Annotated in this window: 14 protein-coding genes and 4 pseudogenes; 10 read left to right on the plus strand and 8 right to left on the minus strand. The window is 71.4% G+C overall.

Annotated elements, in window-relative coordinates; all coding sequences use genetic code 11:
* Nucleotides 1-44: 44 nt before the first annotated feature.
* From IE325_RS42840 to IE325_RS42860, 5 genes and pseudogenes are all read right to left on the minus strand, one after another.
* On the minus strand, nucleotides 45-953 hold the full coding sequence (locus tag IE325_RS42840; RefSeq protein WP_190075627.1) for an ABC transporter permease: 909 nt from the start codon (nucleotides 951-953) through the stop codon (nucleotides 45-47).
* Nucleotides 940-1,728 (minus strand): ABC transporter ATP-binding protein, encoded by a 789-nt coding sequence (locus IE325_RS42845; protein ID WP_190075628.1) that lies wholly within the window; start codon nucleotides 1,726-1,728, stop codon nucleotides 940-942. The genes IE325_RS42840 and IE325_RS42845 overlap by 14 nt, the downstream gene beginning before the upstream one ends.
* Before the next feature lie 34 nt (nucleotides 1,729-1,762).
* Complete coding sequence (locus tag IE325_RS42850) at nucleotides 1,763-2,869, minus strand: ABC transporter substrate-binding protein (protein ID WP_190075629.1); 1,107 nt, start codon at nucleotides 2,867-2,869, stop codon at nucleotides 1,763-1,765.
* Between the two features lie 249 nt (nucleotides 2,870-3,118).
* Nucleotides 3,119-5,080, minus strand: a complete 1,962-nt coding sequence (locus IE325_RS42855; protein WP_190075630.1) for an FAD/NAD(P)-binding protein — start codon at nucleotides 5,078-5,080, stop codon at nucleotides 3,119-3,121.
* A gap of 32 nt (nucleotides 5,081-5,112) precedes the next feature.
* A pseudogene (locus IE325_RS42860) lies at nucleotides 5,113-5,466 on the minus strand (hypothetical protein); the annotation flags it as partial.
* Between the two features lie 549 nt (nucleotides 5,467-6,015).
* Here IE325_RS42860 and IE325_RS42865 point away from each other — a divergent pair.
* From IE325_RS42865 to IE325_RS42905, 9 genes and pseudogenes are all read left to right on the plus strand, one after another.
* Nucleotides 6,016-7,131 carry an LLM class flavin-dependent oxidoreductase gene (locus tag IE325_RS42865; protein ID WP_190075631.1) on the plus strand — a complete coding sequence of 372 codons (1,116 nt, stop codon included), beginning with the start codon at nucleotides 6,016-6,018 and terminating at the stop codon, nucleotides 7,129-7,131.
* A complete protein-coding gene (locus tag IE325_RS42870) occupies nucleotides 7,128-7,643 on the plus strand; it encodes a GNAT family N-acetyltransferase (RefSeq protein WP_190075632.1) in 516 nt (171 codons plus the stop codon). The genes IE325_RS42865 and IE325_RS42870 overlap by 4 nt, the downstream gene beginning before the upstream one ends.
* Nucleotides 7,640-8,047, plus strand: a pseudogene (locus IE325_RS42875) (transporter substrate-binding domain-containing protein); the annotation flags it as partial. The gene IE325_RS42870 and the pseudogene IE325_RS42875, both read left to right, overlap by 4 nt.
* Before the next feature lie 35 nt (nucleotides 8,048-8,082).
* A pseudogene (locus tag IE325_RS42880) lies at nucleotides 8,083-8,276 on the plus strand (acyl-CoA dehydrogenase family protein); the annotation flags it as partial.
* Between the two features lie 39 nt (nucleotides 8,277-8,315).
* Nucleotides 8,316-8,873 (plus strand): NADPH-dependent FMN reductase, encoded by a 558-nt coding sequence (gene ssuE, locus IE325_RS42885; protein WP_190075677.1) that lies wholly within the window; start codon nucleotides 8,316-8,318, stop codon nucleotides 8,871-8,873.
* Nucleotides 8,870-9,596: pseudogene (locus IE325_RS42890) on the plus strand (acyl-CoA dehydrogenase family protein); the annotation flags it as partial. The gene ssuE and the pseudogene IE325_RS42890, both read left to right, overlap by 4 nt.
* Nucleotides 9,597-9,659: 63 nt before the next feature.
* Nucleotides 9,660-10,835 (plus strand): LLM class flavin-dependent oxidoreductase, encoded by a 1,176-nt coding sequence (locus tag IE325_RS42895; protein WP_190075633.1) that lies wholly within the window; start codon nucleotides 9,660-9,662, stop codon nucleotides 10,833-10,835.
* Nucleotides 10,836-10,926: 91 nt separating this feature from the next.
* Nucleotides 10,927-12,237, plus strand: a complete 1,311-nt coding sequence (locus IE325_RS42900) for an acyl-CoA dehydrogenase family protein (RefSeq protein WP_190075634.1) — start codon at nucleotides 10,927-10,929, stop codon at nucleotides 12,235-12,237.
* 54 nt (nucleotides 12,238-12,291) lie between these two features.
* Nucleotides 12,292-12,750: an RrF2 family transcriptional regulator gene (locus tag IE325_RS42905; protein WP_190075635.1), complete on the plus strand. Its 459-nt coding sequence runs from the start codon at nucleotides 12,292-12,294 to the stop codon at nucleotides 12,748-12,750.
* A 15-nt stretch (nucleotides 12,751-12,765) separates the two neighbouring features.
* Here the strand turns inward: IE325_RS42905 and IE325_RS42910 are convergent, their stop codons facing one another.
* Entirely contained in the window at nucleotides 12,766-13,506 is a 741-nt protein-coding gene (locus tag IE325_RS42910) for a class I SAM-dependent DNA methyltransferase (RefSeq protein ID WP_190075636.1), read from the minus strand.
* Between the two features lie 149 nt (nucleotides 13,507-13,655).
* Here IE325_RS42910 and IE325_RS42915 point away from each other — a divergent pair, with 149 nt between their 5' ends.
* Nucleotides 13,656-15,260 (plus strand): FAD-binding oxidoreductase, encoded by a 1,605-nt coding sequence (locus IE325_RS42915; RefSeq protein ID WP_190075637.1) that lies wholly within the window; start codon nucleotides 13,656-13,658, stop codon nucleotides 15,258-15,260.
* Here IE325_RS42915 and IE325_RS42920 read toward each other — a convergent pair.
* Nucleotides 15,247-16,515: a cytochrome P450 gene (locus IE325_RS42920; protein ID WP_229912465.1), complete on the minus strand. Its 1,269-nt coding sequence runs from the start codon at nucleotides 16,513-16,515 to the stop codon at nucleotides 15,247-15,249. The genes IE325_RS42915 and IE325_RS42920 overlap by 14 nt on opposite strands.
* A gap of 16 nt (nucleotides 16,516-16,531) precedes the next feature.
* Complete coding sequence (locus IE325_RS42925; protein WP_190075678.1) at nucleotides 16,532-17,851, minus strand: glutamine synthetase family protein; 1,320 nt, start codon at nucleotides 17,849-17,851, stop codon at nucleotides 16,532-16,534.
* Nucleotides 17,852-17,979: the final 128 nt, after the last annotated feature.

Raw genomic sequence — 17,979 nt, forward strand, 5'->3', positions numbered from 1 at the left:
GCCACCGTCCGCAGACCCGCTGGGTGCACGCCCCCTCAACTCGCTCAGCGAGCGACCAGCAGCCCCCGGCCGCGCAACACCCTGCGCTCCAGCGGGCTGAAGATCAGCAGGTCGATGGCGATGCCGACGAGCAGGATCAGGAAGATCGCCAGGAACACCTGGGACATGCTGCTGTTGTTGCGGCCGTTCTCCAGCAACTGGCCGAGCCCGACACCGAGATCGGGCGAGGAGGCGATGATCTCGGCGGCCATCAGTGATCGCCAGGAGAACGCCCAGCCCTGCTTCAGACCCGCCAGGTACCCCGGCAGCGCCGCCGGCATCACCACGTGCCGCGCCTCGCGCAGACCCGTCGCGCCCAGGGTGCGCCCGGCGCGCAGGAACAGCGGCGGGATCTGGTCGATGCCCGCGACCAGGCCGTTGGCGATGGACGGGACCGCGCCGAGCAGGATCACCGCGTACATCATCGAGTTGTTCAGGCCGAGCCAGAGCACGGCCGGCGGCACCCAGGCCACCGACGGCAGCGACTGGAGACCGGACAGGATCGGCCCGATCGCCGCGCGCACGAACCTCACCCGTGCCACCAGCAGACCCAGCGGCGTCCCGATGGCCAGCGCCAGCAGGAAGCCGAGCAGGCCGCGTGAGACCGACGTCCAGATGTAGTCGAGCAGCGTGCCCTGGAGCCAGGACTCACGCACCTCGCCCCAGACATCGCCCGGCGACGGCAGTTTGTACTCGGGCACCACCTCGGCCCACACCAGCAACTGCCAGACCACCAGCACCAGTGCCACGGCGGTGACGGGCGGCAGCACCTTGCGGACCAGGGTCTCGCGCAGCGACGTACGGCCGACCTGCACCGAGTCCAGCGCGTCGAGCCCGGCCTCAAGCCCGGCCAGATCCCCGTCGCCGTCCTTACCGGCGTCCTTGTTGTCGACGTTGATGTCAGTGCCGGCCATGGCGGCGGATCTCCCCACGCAGTTCTTCGGTGATCTCGGTGGACAGCTCGGCGACCGCGGTGTCCTCCAGGCGGCGGGGCTGCGGGATGTCGACCGTCCACTCCCGGGCGATACGGCCCGGACGCGAGGACAGCAGGACGACTCGCTGGGCCAGCTTCACCGCCTCACGCACGTTGTGCGTCACGAACAGCACCGACAGGCCGGTCTCCCGCCAGATCCGGGTCAGCTCGTCGTGCAGCACATCCCGAGTGATCGCGTCCAGCGCGGCGAACGGCTCGTCCATCAGCAGCAGTCGGCTGTCCTGGGCGAGCGCCCGCGCCAGGGCGACGCGCTGGCGCATACCGCCGGACAGCTCGTGCACCCGCTTGCCGTACGCCCCCTTCAGCCGCACCAGTTCGAGGAGTTCCTCGGCACGAGAGCGCCGCTCCGCCTTGGCGACCCCGCGCAGCTTCAGGGCGAGTTCGATGTTCTTGCCCGCGGTCAGCCACGGGAACAGCGCGTGCTCCTGGAACATCAGGGCGGGCCGCCCGTCCGTGCCGATCGAGCCGGCGGACGGCAGGTCGAGACCGGCGACCAGGTTGAGCAGCGTGGACTTGCCGCAGCCGGAGGCTCCCAGGAGGGTGACGAACTCGCCGGGCGCGACATCGAGGCTGATGTCGTCCAGGACGAGCTGCCGTCCGGCCGGGCCGGCGAAGGACTTCGAGACGTGGTCGATACGCGCGGCGTACTCCACGGACGCATCCGTGGCGGTGGCCTGGGCGAGGGTGGTGGCCATGGTCGTCACCTCCTGAGAACTCTGCGGATGGGGCTTACTTGGCGCCGAGACCGGCGTCGTCGACCTCGGGTTCACCCTCGGCCTTGAGGACCTTGTTCAGCGGCGCGAGGTCGTAGATGCCCTTCAGATCGGGCTGCTCCAGCAGTCCGGCCTTGACCGCGTGCTGCGCCTCCGAGTCGAGGGTGGCGGCCAGCGGGTCGTCCAGGAAGGTGATCGACTTCCAGGCCGGGTCGATGACCTCGGCGGGCAGCGCCTTGCCGGAGAGCTTCTCCAGGGCCTTGTTCGCGGAGGCCTTGGCCTTGTCCGGGTTGGCGTTGATCCACTTGTTGGTCTTCACCGAGCCCCGCAGCACGGCCTCGACGACGTCCGGGTGCTCCTTCAGGAAGCTCTGCGACACGATGATGTTCGTGATCACGAACTTCTTGTCGGGCCACAGGTCGGACTCGTCGAGCAGCACCTTCGCGCCCTCGGCGACCAGCTTCGAGGCGGTCGGCTCGGGCACCCACGCACCGTCGATCGAGCCCGACTTGTAGGCGTCCGGGGTGACCTTGTTGTCGGTACGGACGACGGAGACATCGCCCTTGCCGCTCTCCGCGTCGACCTTCCAGCCCTGCTCGGAGATCCAGTTCAGCAGCGCCACGTCCTGGGTGTTGCCGAGCTGAGGGGTGGCGATCTTCTTGCCCTTGACGTCCTTGAGGGACTTGATCTTCTCCGGATTGACGACGAGCTTCACGCCGCCCGAGGCCGAACCGGAGATGATCCGCAGGTTCTTCCCGGCCGCCTTGGTGTAGCCGTTGATGGCGGGGGAGGGGCCGATCCACCCGATGTCGATGGACCCGGAGTTCAGCGCCTCGATCTCGGACGGGCCGGCGTTGAACGTCGACGGCTTGATCGTGGTGCCCCCGAGCTCCTTCTGGAACAGGCCCTCCTGAACGCCCACCAGCGCGGTGGCGTGCGTGAGGTTGGGGAAGTAGCCGATCTTCACCTCGTCGACGGAGAGCTTCTTCGCGTCCGCCGCGACCTGGGTCTGCTTGTCGTCGGCGGTGGACTCGGCGCCGTAGCCGCAAGCGGTCAGCAGCAGGGGGAGCGTCGCGACGACGGCGAGGGTGCGCAGGGCGGGGAGCGGTCTTGCGGCAGACACGGAGGTGTCCTCTCGATGGTGAGCGATCAGGGACGTACGTGGACGGGCTCAGCGGACGGACTCAGACGAGTCGACAGATGGCGCTGGACGTACGGCCGAAGTCGATATGGCGACGAGAGGTCAGACCGGGCAGCGGCGGAGCTGTGCGACGGCTCGTGCGCATGACTGCCCCACCCCCACTGTTTCCTAGTTTTCCTACCTGGTTGATGGGGATCGTGGCAGAAGGTTGCGCTCACCCCAAGAGGCTGTTCATATAGTGGACATCATCATCTCATCCCCCGAGAAGCGAGAGCTCAGGGCACGCAGCAGCGCCCGCGCCACCGCGTCGTTCTGCCGGAAGGCGGGCGCGTCGGTACGAGGGCGGGCGAACGCGGCGACGGCCCGGCTGTTCGTCGGGGCGCCGAGGGCGATACGGCGGGGGTGGCTGCCGCCGAGGGACGGGTCGAGGACATGGCCGTCCGTGGGGGAGACGGCGAGCAGTCCGGAGCGGTGGGTGTGGGCGAAGTCGGCGATGACCTCCTCGGTGAGGGCGCCGGCTCGGTGCAGGGCCCGCAGCAGCGGGTCCTCCGTGCGGTCCAGGGCAGGGCCCGGCAGATACGCCTCGATCAGGGCGGTGGCCCGGACGGTGTGCCCGGGCACGGTGGGACTGGTCGCGGTGAAGGTGCCGGTCCCCTCGTCCGTGCCGATCTGGACATGCGCGCCCAGGAAACGGACGATCCCCGCCCGGGACAGGGCCAGCAGCTGGCGCAGCCGGAAGCCGGGCGGGCCGGAGGCCAGGAAGCTGAAGAACCCGCGCCACCAGCCGTCGAGTTCGTCGGCGACGGACCGCGCGGTCAGCCGCCCGGCGGCGACGAGGCGCGGCAACTGCCCGTAGATCGAGAGCAGGGCCAGGAACGCCCCGAGATCGGCGCTGAACTCCGCGTCCTCGCGACGGGCGACATCCTGGGCGATGTATTCGCGCAGGTGGTCCTGGAAGGCGTCCGGCGTCGGGAAGGCCAGGCCGTCCAGGGGATGGTCCAGCGCCTCGAAGTCCAGACGGTCCGCCGGATCCGGTACGGCCCCCGCGACCAGGGCGGTCATCTCCATGCCGTACCAGTCCAGACGGTCGTACGCGGCGAGGAACTCCGGCCAGGGGAGGGCGGTGCGCTCCGGGTGTGCGTGGAACAGCTCGTGATAGTGGCCGAAGCCGATCTCCTTGGCCATCAGCGGCCACACGTCCCGCCGCAGATCCAGCGGCCGGTCCTCGGCGAGCAGCGCGTCGACCGCCTCGGGCCCGAAGTGACGCGGCAACGGCGGCCGGGGGCCCTGGAGCCGGTAGCGGGTCTTGGAGTGGTACGGCACTCCCCGCCGCGATCCGACGTGCAGCACCGGCTCACGGCCGGACGGGAGGTAGGTGAGGGTGCCGTCGGGCCCGGTGCGGAAGGTGCCGCCGCGGCCCTCGGTGAGCAGGGACATCAGATCGACGAAGGCGAGCCCGAAGCCGCGCAGGATGACATCCTCGCCGGGGCGCAGGGCGGACAGGTCGGCGTCGGCCGAGAACTCCGGCGGCAGATGGAAGCGGCCGTGGCGACGGGCGAACGCGGCGTGCTCGCGGTGCTCGGCGGCGGGCGTCGAGCCGATGTGCCCCTGGGCGAGAACCACCAGGTCGGCGACGAGCGGCGCGGCCCGGTCGGCCAGGTGCACCAGCTGTGCGCCGTCCGGCGGACCGGTGACGGCGGTCGCGGTGGTGCGGTGCCACTCGACCGTGACGGTGGCCGGCAGCTCGGCCAGCGCCCTGCGGAACACCCAGTCCAGATAGGCGCTCTGGGCACGGCGGGTGGCGAAGCCGGCCCCGTCGAGCGTGCGCAGTTCGGCGAGCACCTCGGGGTCGGCGGGCTCGGCGTACGGCGCGTGGCGCGGGCCCCGGCCGGCGAACTGGGCCGCCCACTCGGCGAGCGAGGGACCCGGCCGTACCGGTCCCTCGATCGTGGACGACTCGTCGGTGAACATGGTCACGTCCTCCGCCATGGAGTTCATCCGCAGCAGTGCCGACTGCTCCTGGCGCCAGATCCGCCCGGGGCCGGGGGGATGCGGGTCGATCAGATGGATGGCCAATTGCCCTGCGGAGTCCCACAGTTCGGGGGCGTTGGCGGCGATGCGCTCCAGCAGACCCGTGGCGCGCGGGCCCGCGCCGACGACGACCAGGACGGCCGCGGCGGGGGTGCCGCTCATCGGTCACCGCCGATCACCAGGCGTGCCGCGGTAGCCTGGGCCGCCTCCGTCTGCCCGGCGTCCACGGAGAGGATGCCGCCACGTACGACCTCGGCGGCGTAGGCGCTCTCGTGCAGGGTCAGGCCGATGACGGTCAGCCACAGGGAGAGCAGCAGGCCGTCGAGGACGGCGGCGGTGGTGAAGTAGCGGCCGACGACGTCCCATTGGAAGGCGTCGTTGCGGACGACGGAGTTCAGCAGCATCGCGAAGAGCAGCAGGGCGAGGGCCGCGGTCAGCCATCGGCCGGGGTGTCGGCGTGGCACGATCCGTGGCAGGTCGTCGGGGGTTTCAGGTGGCCGCGAAGTCTTCGTGGCAGGGCGGGGCGTGACTTCGGGTGATGTGACCATGGGGTGGCTCTCCGGGGGGAGGGAAACGCAGGCGTGGGTGACCCGGGGCAGCGGGCTCCCGCCGGGCATGGGTGTCGTCACGCTTGCCGCGTCCCTCAACGCGGCCGAAGAGGCGACCGCCGAGGGCGGTGCCGATCCGCCGTCGATCGTATGTGCCCCCGGCACATAAGTGTCAACAGGGGGATGTGAGGTGGTCCGGGATCCGGGCGCCGCTTGACGCCCGCCACGATGTACTGCTCAATTGATCGCATGAACGCCCAGCAGCGCTTGGTCACGCGCGATCACATCGATTTCGGTCGAGTGTGGTCCGCGGCGTGTTGCGTCTGACTCGGCAGCGGGCCGTCTGACCGGTCCTTCCCTCCCTCGGTGACCCCGTCGCGGGCCGAGCTCCCTCTCCACGCGCGCTGCCGCAAGCCCTCATCGACGTCCGCCGTCGTCACGCCCTCACCGTCCACCGTCTGACGGCTCATCACCCATGCCCGCACACAGGGCGGTTCAGCCACGCCTTGTCGTCCGCCCGTGCGCCCGCATTCCCGAAAGGTCACGTCCATGCCCGTGGAGTTCCTCGGCATCGCCGCCACCAACGACGGCTCCGAAACCACGCCGCGCTCCGGCGCCGCCTTCGACAAGGACTACACACTCCGGCTCGCCCGGGCACACGAGGACCACGACTGGGACCGGGTGCTGTTCGCCTACGGCTCCGGCTCGCCGGACCCCGCACCGGCCGCCGCGTACATCGCGAGCAGGCTGGACCGGCTCCAGATCCTGCTCGCCCACCGCCCGAACGTCTCGTACCCCACCTTCGCCGCCAAGACCTTCGCCACCCTCGACCGCATCAGCGACGGCCGGCTGACCGTGCACTTCATCACCGGCGGCAACGACCACGAACAGGGCCGCGAAGGCGACACCCTGACCAAGGACGAGCGCTACGCCCGCACCCTGGAGTACATCCGCATCGTCAAGAAGATCTGGACGACCCACGAGCCCTTCGACCACGAGGGCGGGCACTACCGCTTCCACGACTTCGTCAGCGATGTCTTCCCCGTCCAACAGCCCCGCCCCGGAGTGTCGTTCGGCGGCTCGTCGCCCGCCGCGTACGCCGCCGGAGGCGCCGAGGCCGACATCTACTGCCTGTGGGGCGAGCCCCTCGCCGAGACCGCCGCGCAGATCGAGAACGTCAAGGCCGCCGCGAAGGCCGCGGGCCGCACCGACGTCCCGCGCATCCAGGTCGCCTTCCGCCCGATCATCGCCCCGACCGAGGAACTGGCCTGGGAGAAGGCCCACCGCACGGTCGGCGCCATCCGCGAACGGCGAGAGGCCGGACTCGTACGACACCACCGCAGCGGCGCGCCCCAGAACACCGGTTCGCAGCGGCTGATCGCCATCGCCGAGGCGGGTGAGCGCTACGACCGTGCCCTGTGGACCCCGACCGCCGCAGCGACCGGAGGCGCGGGCAACTCCAACGCCCTCGTCGGCACCCCGGAGACGGTCGCCCAGGCCCTCCTCGACTACTACGACCTCGGCGTCGACATCCTCTCCGCACGCGGCTACGACCTGCTCGGCGACGCCATCGACTTCGGCCGGCACGTCATCCCGATCGTCCGCGAGGAGGTCGCCAAGCGCGACGCCGAACGCGCGGTACGCCTCTCGGCGGTGAACGCATGACCTCCGCACCTGAGTTGACGGTCATTCAGGTGCCCGTCTCCGACCCGCGCGTCGAGCCGCTGCTGCGCGAACTCGGCCACGAATACTCCACGCGCTACGGCAAGGACGCCCACGCCGAGATCGCCCGCTACCCCGACGAGGAGTTCACCACGCCGTACGGCGGTCTGCTCCTGCTGTTGCTGGAGCGCGGCGAGCCGGTGGCGGGCGGTGCCTTCCGGCGCCACGACGCGGCCACGGCCGAGCTGAAGCGCATCTGGACCCACTCCGCCCACCGGCGCCGGGGACTCGCCCGGCGTGTGCTCGCCGAGTTGGAGCGCGAGGCCCGCGCACACGGCTACCGCCGCGTCTACCTCACCACCGGCCCACGCCAGCCCGAGGCCCGCGGCCTCTACCTCGCCACCGGCTACACACCCCTCTTCGACACCGAGGCCGACCCGGAGACCATCGGCCCACTGCCCTTCGAGAAGCACCTCGCGGTGCGGGAACGCACGGGAAAGGCCCCCGACCAGTGAACATCCGCACGATCAGAGCCCGATTGCGCGGCGCCGCCGCCCAGGCCGCGCCCACCGACGACCCGGTCGCCGCCGTACGCGAGGCGGGCACGCCAAGGGTCGGCAGCTCGGTCGGGTTCCCGCCGGGGGCGTACTACCCGAACGGCACGGACAAGGGGCCCGCCGGTCAGGACATCGACCTCGCCGATGCCGTGGCCAAGGTGCTCGGCGTGCGGCTGGAGCGCCAGGACGCCTCCTTCGAGACGATCCTGCCCGCCCTCGGCAGCGGCAAGTACGACTTCGGTACCGGCAACTTCGGGGTGACGAGCGAGCGCCTCAAGACCATCGACTTCGTCACCTACATCAACGACGGCCAGGGCTTCGCGGTGAAGAAGGGCAACACCGAACTCAAGTCGAAGGTCACCTACCCGCCCGAGCACACATGAGTGCCGTCCTCGCCGACCACACCGCCAAGCTCTGGGCCGCCGAAGCGCCGGCCGACGCCGTGGCCGCCGAGGGGCGGAAGCTGCACGACGACCCGGACGCGGTCACCTGGCAGGCGCGCGGCGAGTTCGAGGTCGGGTGGCCGCGGTCAAGGCCCGCGCCACCGCCTCCGCCGAGGGCCTCGACCGCTTCTGGCGCAACGTCCGCACGCGCCCACCCGTCGCCCGACCCCCGCTGAAAGGTCCTCCCATGGCCACCATCCTCTCCGTCTCCGGCAGCCCCTCCGCCACCTCCCGCACCGCCCGCCTGCTGCGCCACCTGGACGACCGGCTCAGCGCCCAGGGGCACGACGTGATCCCGCTCGACGTCCGCACCCTCCCGGCCGAGGCCCTGCTGCACGCCGACTTCCGGCACCCGGCGATCGTCGAGGCCACCGCCCTGTTCGAACGCGCCGACGGCATCGTGATCGGCACACCCGTCTACAAGGCCGCGTACTCCGGCCTGCTGAAGTCGCTCCTCGACCTGCTCCCGCAGTACGCGCTCGCGGGCAAGACCGTCCTGCCGCTGGCCACCGGAGGGACGACCGCCCATGTCCTCGCCATCGACTACGCCCTGCGCCCGGTGCTGAACTCCATGGGCCCCGCCCACATCACCCCGGGCTGGTTCACCCTCGACAAGGACATCAGCGTCGGCGACGACGGCAGCCTGGCCGTCGCGGCGGGCCCCGCCGAGGCCCTGGCCCAGGTCACGGACCAGTTCTCGGTCGTCCTCGGTGGCCGTCCGACCCTGCTGGCGGCCACAGGATGAGCGCCGCGACCGTGATCGCCGACGACGCCGAGGCCCTCGCGGTCGCCGCTGAACCGGCCGCCGAGTTCCGCAGGGACGCCGCCGAACGGGACGCGCGACGCCGACTGCCGCACCCGGAACTCCAGCGGCTGTCCGCCTCCCGGCTGCTCGGGGTGACGGTGCCCGCGGAGTTCGGCGGCGCGGACGTCCGTACGGAGACACTGGCCGAGGTCTTCCGGGGCGGGCACGACCCATGTGCAGGACATCCGCACCCGGCTCCGGCGGCGCCCCGACGGCTCGTCCGTCCTCGACGGCGTCAAGCACTACTCGACCGGCGCGCTGTTCGCCGACTGGATCCCCGTCCTCGCCCGCGCCGACGACGACAACCTGCATGTGGCGTATGTGCCGCAGGACGCGCCCGGCCTCACCGTCCAGGGGCTCCGACTCCACGGCGCGGTCGCCCAGTTGCTGCACGCCGCCATCGACGCGGGCATCGCCTCCGGCGTGCTGTCCGAGGCCGTGGAGTTCGTCCGCACCAAGAGCCGCCCGTGGTTCGAGAGCGTCGGCGAAGGACACGCCACCGCCGCCGAGGCCTCGATCGCCGTGGCCACCGCCAAGGTGACAGCCGCGGAGGCCGCCGTGGAGGCCGGCAGCACCCTATTCGAGGTCGTCGGCACCCGGGCCGCCCTCGACTCCCGCGGCCTGCACCGCCATTGGCGCGACGCCCGCACTCACACCCTGCACGGACTCCTGTAAACCCGCGAATCCTCCAACGTGAGCCGCGAACCCCTCGATCGGAGAACCCCCATGTCCCTCACCTTCCACTGGTTCCTGCCCACCAACGGCGACAGCCGCCACGTCGTCGGCGGTGGCCACGGCACCCCCGCCACGGAGTCCGGGCGTGACCGGCCGCCGACGGTGGCCTACCTGAGCCAGATCGCCCGCGCCGCCGAGGACCTGGGCTTCGTCGGCGCCCTCACCCCGACCGGCGCCTGGTGCGAGGACGCGTGGCTCACCACGGCCATGGTCAGCCAGAACACCGAGCGCCTGAAGTTCCTGGTCGCCTTCCGGCCCGGCTTCGTCTCGCCGACGCTCGCCGCGCAGATGGCGTCCACCTTCCAGCGGCAGAGCGGCGGACGGCTGCTGCTGAACGTGGTGACGGGCGGGGAGAGCCACGAGCAGCGGGCCTACGGCGACTTCCTCGACAAGGACGACCGCTATCGCCGTACCGGCGAATTCCTCCAGATCGTGCGCGGGCTGTGGGAGGGCAAGACCGTCGATCTGCACGGCGAGCACCTCCAGGTCGAGGACGCGCGGCTGGCCCGCGTGCCCGACCCGGTGCCCGAGGTGTACTTCGGGGGCTCCTCGCCCATCGCCGGGGAGATCGCCGCCCGGCATGTCGACGTCTATCTCACCTGGGGCGAGCCGCCCGCGCAGGTCGCGCAGAAGATCGCCTGGATCCGGGGGCTGGCGGCGCAGCAGGGGCGCACCCTGCGCTTCGGGATCAGGCTGCACGTCATCACCCGTGACACCTCGGAGCAGGCCTGGGCCGAGGCGAACCGGATCCTCGACGGCTTCGCCCCCGAGGACATCCGCGCCATCCAGGCCGGGCTGGCCCGCAGCGAGTCCGAGGGACAGCAGCGCATGCTCGCCCTGCACGGCGGCGGCAACCGCGAACGGCTGGAGATCCACCCCAACCTATGGGCCGGTATCGGGCTGGTGCGCGGTGGCGCGGGCACCGCCCTGGTCGGCAGCCACGACGAGGTCGCCGAGCGGATCAAGGAGTACCACGCCCTCGGCATCGACGAGTTCGTCCTCTCCGGCTATCCGCACCTGGAGGAGGCGTACTGGTTCGGCGAGGGCGTCCTGCCCAGGCTCCAGGCGGAGGGCCTGTGGCAGCACCCCTTCGGGAGGCAGGCCACCCCCTCGGCACAGATCCCCTTCGCCGAAGCACGGTCGCGAACGCGCCGTACGGGAGCGTGAATTGGCCAGGCCGGGACCGTATCCCTAGTTTTCCTACCGAATTACTAGGGAAGTATTGACCCCCGTCCGCGGAGCGAGTGAGGATGACGCCATGACGATCGCCCCACCGGCCCCGCCCGCTCCGTTCGGCGACCCCGAGCGGAGCGCGGGTGTGACGCCGGACGGGACGGTCGACTGGAGCGCCGGGCCCGGCGACTGGCCGCACATCGCGCGTGAACTGGCCGACGATCTCGCCACGGACGCCGTCGAGCGTGAACAGGCCGGCAAGCTCCCGCTCGACGAGATCGCGCGGCTGCGTGAATCGGGGCTGCTGACCCTGCTCGTACCGGCCGAGCGCGGCGGGGCGGGCGTGGACTGGCGGACCGCCTACACCGTCGTACGGACCGTCACCGCCGCGGACGGGGCCGTGGGCCATCTCCTGGGCAGCCACTACTTCCTGTCCCACTGCGCCCGGTTCTTCGCCGCACCCGACCGTGTCGCACGCATCGAGCGGGCGTCCGCGGCGGGGCAGTGGTTCTGGGGCGGCGGCATCGCCTCACAGGAACCGCCGCTCCTGCTGGCGCCCGCGGCGGGCGGCTATCTGCTGGACGGGCAGCAGCGCTACGGCTCCGGAGTCGGCGTCGCCGACCGGCTGCTGGTCCGCGCCGCCGTACCCGGCACCGGCGAGCCCCTCGCCGTCCTCGTCGACCCCGCCCACCCGGGCCTGGTGAGCGGAGGAGGCGGCGACACCTTCGGTCGGCGTCTCGCCGCGGCCGGCGGCGTGGCGTTCGACTCCGTGCCGGTCGCGCACGACGACGTACTCGGCTCGCTCTCCGCCGACGACGGTGCCCTGTCACCCTTCGCCGGCCTCGCCGCGCCCACGGCACGGCTGGTGTCGGCCCAGTTCTGTCTCGGCGTCGCGGAAGGGCTCCTCGGCGAAGTCCGGGAGCACGGACGGGCGGTGACATCACAGGGACCGCCTTTCTCACCCCAGCCCTGGCAGGGCGGCGGCCTGTCGCAGGACCCGTACCGGCAGGACCCGTACCGGCCCGACCTGTACGTGGTCACGGCCTACGGCGAACTCGCCGTCACCGCACGTGCCGCATCCGCCCTCGCCGACCAGGCCGTCGACGCCCTGACCCGTGGCCTCGCGCGCGGTGAGAACCTCGATGACGAGGAGTGCGCGGAGATCGCCGTCCTCGCCAGCGCGGCCGAGGCCGCCGCCGCCCGTGCCGCGCAGGACATCACCACCCGTGCGCTGGACGCCGTCGGCACGTCCGCCGCCCTCACCCGGCACGGCCTCGACCGCTTCTGGCGCGACACGCGCACACACACCCTGCGCGAACCGGTCGCCCACCGGCTGCGCGAGGTCGGGGACTACTTCCTCAACGGCGCGCACCCTCCGTTCAGCCTCCCGGCCTGACTGACCCGGGGGCGGCCGGTGGGGACCGGCGCGGCGGTGAGGGATAATCTCGGCATGCGGATCTCGGCCAGAGCGGACTATGCGGTGCGGGCGGCGTTGGAGCTGGCCGCGGCGGGAGACGACACCCCGCTGAAGGCCGAGGCGATCGCCGACGCGCAGGGCATCCCGCACAAGTTCCTGGAGGGCATCCTCGGCGATCTGCGCCGGGGCGGCCTCGTGGTCAGCCAGCGGGGCGGCAAGGGCGGCTACCGGCTCGCCCGTCCGGCGGACTCGATCGCCATCGCCGAGGTGATCCGTGTGGCGGACGGCCCCCTGGTCTCGGTGCGCGGCGTGCGCCCGCCCGACCTCTCCTACATCGGCCCCGCGGAATCCCTGCTGCCGCTGTGGATCGCCGTACGCGCCAACGTCCGCAAGATCCTCGGCGAGGTCACCCTGGCCGATGTCGCCGCGGCCAAGCTCCCCGACGACGTACTGCACCTCGCCGACGATCCCGAGGCCTGGACCAACCCCTGACCTCTGGCGCGCTCCTCAGCCGCCCGGCTTCTCCCACACCGACACGTGTCGGCCGCTCTCACTGGTGAACGGCTCGCGCTTCCAGCTCTCCCACCGGTCGCGCAGACGCAGGCCGGCGAGCCGGGCCATCAGGTCCAGCTCGGCCGGCCAGACGTAGCGGAACGGGATGGACCAGTGCTCGGCACGGCCGTCGACGATGGTGACGTAGTTCGAGCTCATGGCCTGGGTGGCGACGTCGTAGGTGTCGAACGCCCAGCGCGTGTCGCTGATGTGGAACGGGACGGCGCTCTGCCCGGGAGGCAGTCGCCGCAGATCGGGCATGCCCACCTCGACCACGAAGCTTCCGCCGGGCCGCAGATGCGCGGCCGCGTTGCGGAAGCAGTCGACCTGGGCGTCCTGGGTCGTCAGATTGCCGATGGTGTTGAAGACCAGGTAGGCCAGCGTGAATTCGCCCGCCACCCGCGTCGTCGCGAAGTCCCCGATCGTCACCCCGATGGCGTCGCCGCCGGGCTTGGCGCGGAGCCGGTCCACCATCGCGCGGGACATGTCGATGCCGTGCACCGGAATCCCTCGGGCGGCCAGCGGCAGCGCGATCCGGCCGGTGCCGACGCCGAGTTCGAGCGCCGGTCCGTCGCCGGCGAGCTCGGCCAGCAGGTCGACCGCCGGGTCCACCGCGTCGGGCCGGAACATGTCCGCCGCCGAGTCGTCGTAGCCGGCCGCGATGTTCTCTCCGAAGTAGCCGTCGTCATCGATCACGCCGGGACAGTACTGCCGACCGCCGTGCGACGGCACGCGATTTTCGGGGTGCTGGCACCACCGCGATCCGGGGGCTGGGACGACTGCCCCGCACGCCCTCGCGCCCTAGCTTCATGACTGTCGAGAGCGAGGCGAGACGAGGAGCTGTGATGAATGCGTTGAGCAGGAGGAACGTGCTGCGCGGCGGCGTGGTCGCCACGACGGCGGGGGTCGTGGCGCCCGGGCTGGGCACGGGGATCGCGGCGGCGGCCGGGGAGGGGACACCCTGCCCCGCACCACCCGGAGCGGCCATGGTCGGACGCGGCGAGCCGCGGTACCGGTCCCTGGCGTCCCGGGGCTACAACCGGCGGTTCGTGGGCAGCCCGGAGCACGTCTGGGTCGTCGGCACGACCGCACATGTCGTAAGGGCCGTGCAGCAGGCGGTCGACAGCGGCCGGCGGATCACCGTCCGCAGCGGCGGCCACGGCTTCGAGGAGTTCGTGGGCGACCCGGCGGTGGAGGTCGTAGTCGACATGTCCGCGATGACGGATGTCTCGTACGACCCGGGCCGCCGCGCCTTCGCCGTGGAGGCCGGTGCGTTGCTGGGCGAGGTGTACCGGCGGCTGTATCTCGGCTGGGGAGTGACGGTCCCGGCCGGCTGGTGTGCGGACGTCGGGGTCGGCGGGCATGTGCTGGGCGGCGGGTTCGGTCCGCTGTCCCGGCTGATGGGGCTGTCCGTCGACCATCTGTACGCGGTCGAGGTGGTCGTCGTGGACCGGGCGGGCCGGGCGCGCAGTGTGGTGGCCACACGTGAACCCTCCGATCCGCACCGGGACTTGTGGTGGGCGCACACCGGCGGCGGGGGCGGCAGCTTCGGCATCGTCACCCGCTACTGGTTCCGGACCCCCGGCGCCTCCGGCGACGACCCGTCCCGCCTGCTGCCCGCACCGCCGTCCGGGGTGCTGAGCTTCTCGCTCACCTGGGACTGGGCACGGCTGGACCAGGCGTCGTTCGCCCGGCTGGTCCGCAACCACAGCGAGTGGGCCGAGCGGCACAGCGCCCCCGACTCCCCGTACCTCGCCCTCTACAGCGAACTCGCCCTGACCCGCCGGGTGTCGGGGACGGTCCTCATGATCGGGCAGGTGGCGGCGGACTCCGGCGCCCAGCGGATGCTGGACGAGTACCTCGCCGCGGTCAACCGGGGCGTGCGGGTCCAGCCGGTGCGCACGCTGCGGAACCAGTCCTGGCTGGCCGCCGCCCTGGCCGGCTCGCCCGGCGACCCCGGCCCCGTCTACCGGCTGAAGGTCAAGTCGGGCTATCTGCGCCGCCGTTTCACCGACCGCCAGATCGAGACCCTGCACCACCACCTCACCCGGTCCGACTACGACCACCCGGGCGGCAGCGTCAGCCTCTACACCCACGGCGGCAAGGTGAACACCATGGCCCCGGACGCCACCGCGACACCCCACCGTGGCGCGAGCATCAAGATGTTCTACGCCAACGGCTGGGAGGACCCCAAGGACGACGCCCGGCACATCGGCTGGCTCCGCGAGCTCTACGAGGACCTGTACGCCGACACCGGCGGTGCCCCCGTGGCGGCCGACGGGGCCTTCATCAACTACCCCGACACGGACCTCGCCGACCCCGCCCGCAACACCGGCGCGCCTTGGCAGACCCTCTACTTCGGCGACAACTACCGCCGCCTCCAACGCGTCAAGGCGAAGTGGGACCCCCGTGACGTCTTCCACCACGCCCTCTCGGTCAGGCGAGCGTGACCTCGACCGGCAGCTTCTTGATGCCGTTGACGAAGTTGGACCGCACGCGCGGCACCTCGCCGGCCAGCCGGATGTCGGCGATGCGCGGGATCAGCTCCTCGAACATGATGCGGATCTCGGTGCGGGCGAGCAGATTGCCCAGGCACAGGTGCGGGCTGCCCTTGCCGAAGGTGACGTGGTCGTTGTCGGTGCGGGTGACGTCGAAGTCGTACGGGTTGCCGAAGACCTTCTCGTCGCGGTTGCCGGAGGCGAACCACATGACGACCTTGTCGCCCTCCTTGACCCGCTTGCCGCCGAGGTCGACGTCCCGCGTGGCCGTGCGGCGGAAGTGGTAGACGGGGGAGGCCCAGCGCAGGAACTCCTCGACCGCCGTGGGGATCAGGGACGGATCGTCCTTGAGCCGGGCCAGCTGCTCGGGGTGCTGGAGGAGGGCCAGCATCGAGTGGGAGATGGTGTGCCGGGTGGTCTCGTTGCCGGCCACCACCAGGAGCAGGAAGTAGTTGTCGAAGTCCCGCGGGGAGAGCGGGACGCCGTCGCGCGGGGTCGTGTTGACGAGCTTGGAGATCAGGTCCGTGCCGTCCCCGCCGCGCCGCTGCCGGGCCAGCTCACGGCCGTACTCGAAGACCTCGATGGACGCGGGGGAGCGGAACGGCAGATCGCGGTACTTCTCGCTCTCCTCGCTGTGCAGCAGCACATCCGCGTAGTCCGGGTCGGTGTTGCCGATGATGCGGTTGCCCCAGTCGATGAGCTGCTGGTTGTCCTCCGGCGGTACGTCGAGCAGCCGCGCGAGGACGTTGATGGGGAAGTCCGCGGAGACGTCGGCGACGAAGTCGAAGGTGCCCTTGGCCAGGGCCGTGTCCAGGGTCGTGGCGGTCAGGCCGCGCAGGAAGTCGGCGTAGCTGTTGATGACGCTCGCGCCGAACTGCCGCTGGATGACGCTGCGCAGCGCACGGTGCCGTACGCCGTCCATCTCCAGGATCGAGGCGCGTTTCTTGATCTGGTCGTCGTCGACCTCTTCGAGATTGACGAACCTCGTCGAGGTGAAGGTGTCCGGGTCGCGGTCGACGCGGGCGATGTCGGCGTGCCGGGTCACCGCCCAGAAGCCCGAGTTGGGGGCCTCCTCCGGCTGCCAGTGCACCGGGTCCTCATGGCGCAGGGTGTGGAACATGCGCCACGGCGTCACACCGTCGGTGAAGTTGTCGAGGTCGGCGAGATTCACATCGGCGAGCGGCATCGGCTCGGACGCGGAGGTCATCAGTGGCTCCATGGCATTACAGGTGGTAGGCGTACTCGGTGAACTCCCAGTCGGTGACGTGCCGTTGGAAGCGTTCGACCTCGTTGCGCTTGTAGGTGAGGTACGAGGTGGTGAAGTCCTTGCCGAGCAGCTCGGCGAGGGCGGTGTCCGCCTCCAGCGCGTCGAGCGCGGCGGACAGGTCGGTGGGCAGCAGCGCCGACCGGGCGGTGTCATAGCCGTAGCCCTCCAGCGGGGGCGGCGGCTCCTCGCCCGCGTGGATGCCGAGGAGTGCGGCGGCGAGCGTGGCGGCGACGGCCAGATAGGGGTTGGCACTCGCGTCGCCGAGACGCAGCTCCAGCCGGGCGCCGGCGCCGCGCTCGGGCGGGATGCGGACCATGGCGCTGCGGTTGTCCAGGCCCCAGTCGATCAGCCAGGGCGCGAGGGTGTCCGGGCCGAAGCGTTTGTACGAGTTGACGGTCGGGTTGAGCAGTGCGGCGAGGGCGGGCGCGTGGGCGACGATGCCGGCGATCGCGTGCCGGGCCGCGGCCGAGAGACCGTACGCGCCCGCGGGGTCGTCGAAGGCGTTGCGGCCCTCGGCGTCGTCGCAGGACAAGTGCAGATGGAAGCCGGAGCCGCCGGCGTCGCCGAACGGCTTGGCCATGAACGTGGCGAGCCGGCCCTCCTTGCGCGCCAGCTCCTTCACGGCGGCCTTGAAGCGGAAGGAGCGGTCGGCCGCGTCCAGCGCCTCGGAGTGGACGAGGTTGATCTCGTACTGGCCGCCGTCGAACTCGTGGTTGCCGGTGATCACGCCGATGCCCAGGTCACGCAGGTGCCGCAGGGTGCGCAGCAGATGGTTGTCGGGGTCGGCGCGCAGTCCGGCCGTGTAGACGGCGCCGGTCGTCTCGGGCGAGCGGCGCCAGCCCGTGGGGGTGCCCGGGGCGGGCTCCAGCAGGAAGTACTCCAGCTCCGGACCCACGATCGGACGCAGACCCTGCTCGGCACAGCGCGCCAGCACCGTGCGCAGCAGATCGCGCGGTGACTCCGGGGCGGGGGCGCCGGTCGCCGGGTCGGTGACCTCACCGAGGCAGGTGGCGACGCCCGGCTCCCAGGGCAGCGGGGCGAGCGTGGACAGGTCCGGGCGCACCGTCACATCGGGCAGGCCGGCGTCCAGACCGCCCGCGACCGGGACCACGTCGCCCTGCGGGCTGGTGTGGTAGACGGCCCGGCAGAAGGCCAGACCGTGCGCCTCGGCCGACGGCAGATGGTCCACCAGGACGTCACGGGCGCGGTCGGTGCCGATGAGGTCGGGATAGATCACCCGGACCACGTCCACACCGTCGGCGGTGAGCCGTTCCATGTGGCGGCGGATGTCTGGGATGTCGTGATCGCTCACCGATGTCTCCTCGGGGCGGATGGGAAAGGGGGGTGTCCGGAAAAAAAGGGGGTGTGCGGACGACCTGAGCACAGGGTGCGGAGTGGGGGAGG

The sequence above is a fragment of the Streptomyces lanatus genome, assembly GCF_014655715.1.
Classification (GTDB): Bacteria; Actinomycetota; Actinomycetes; order Streptomycetales; family Streptomycetaceae; genus Streptomyces; species Streptomyces lanatus.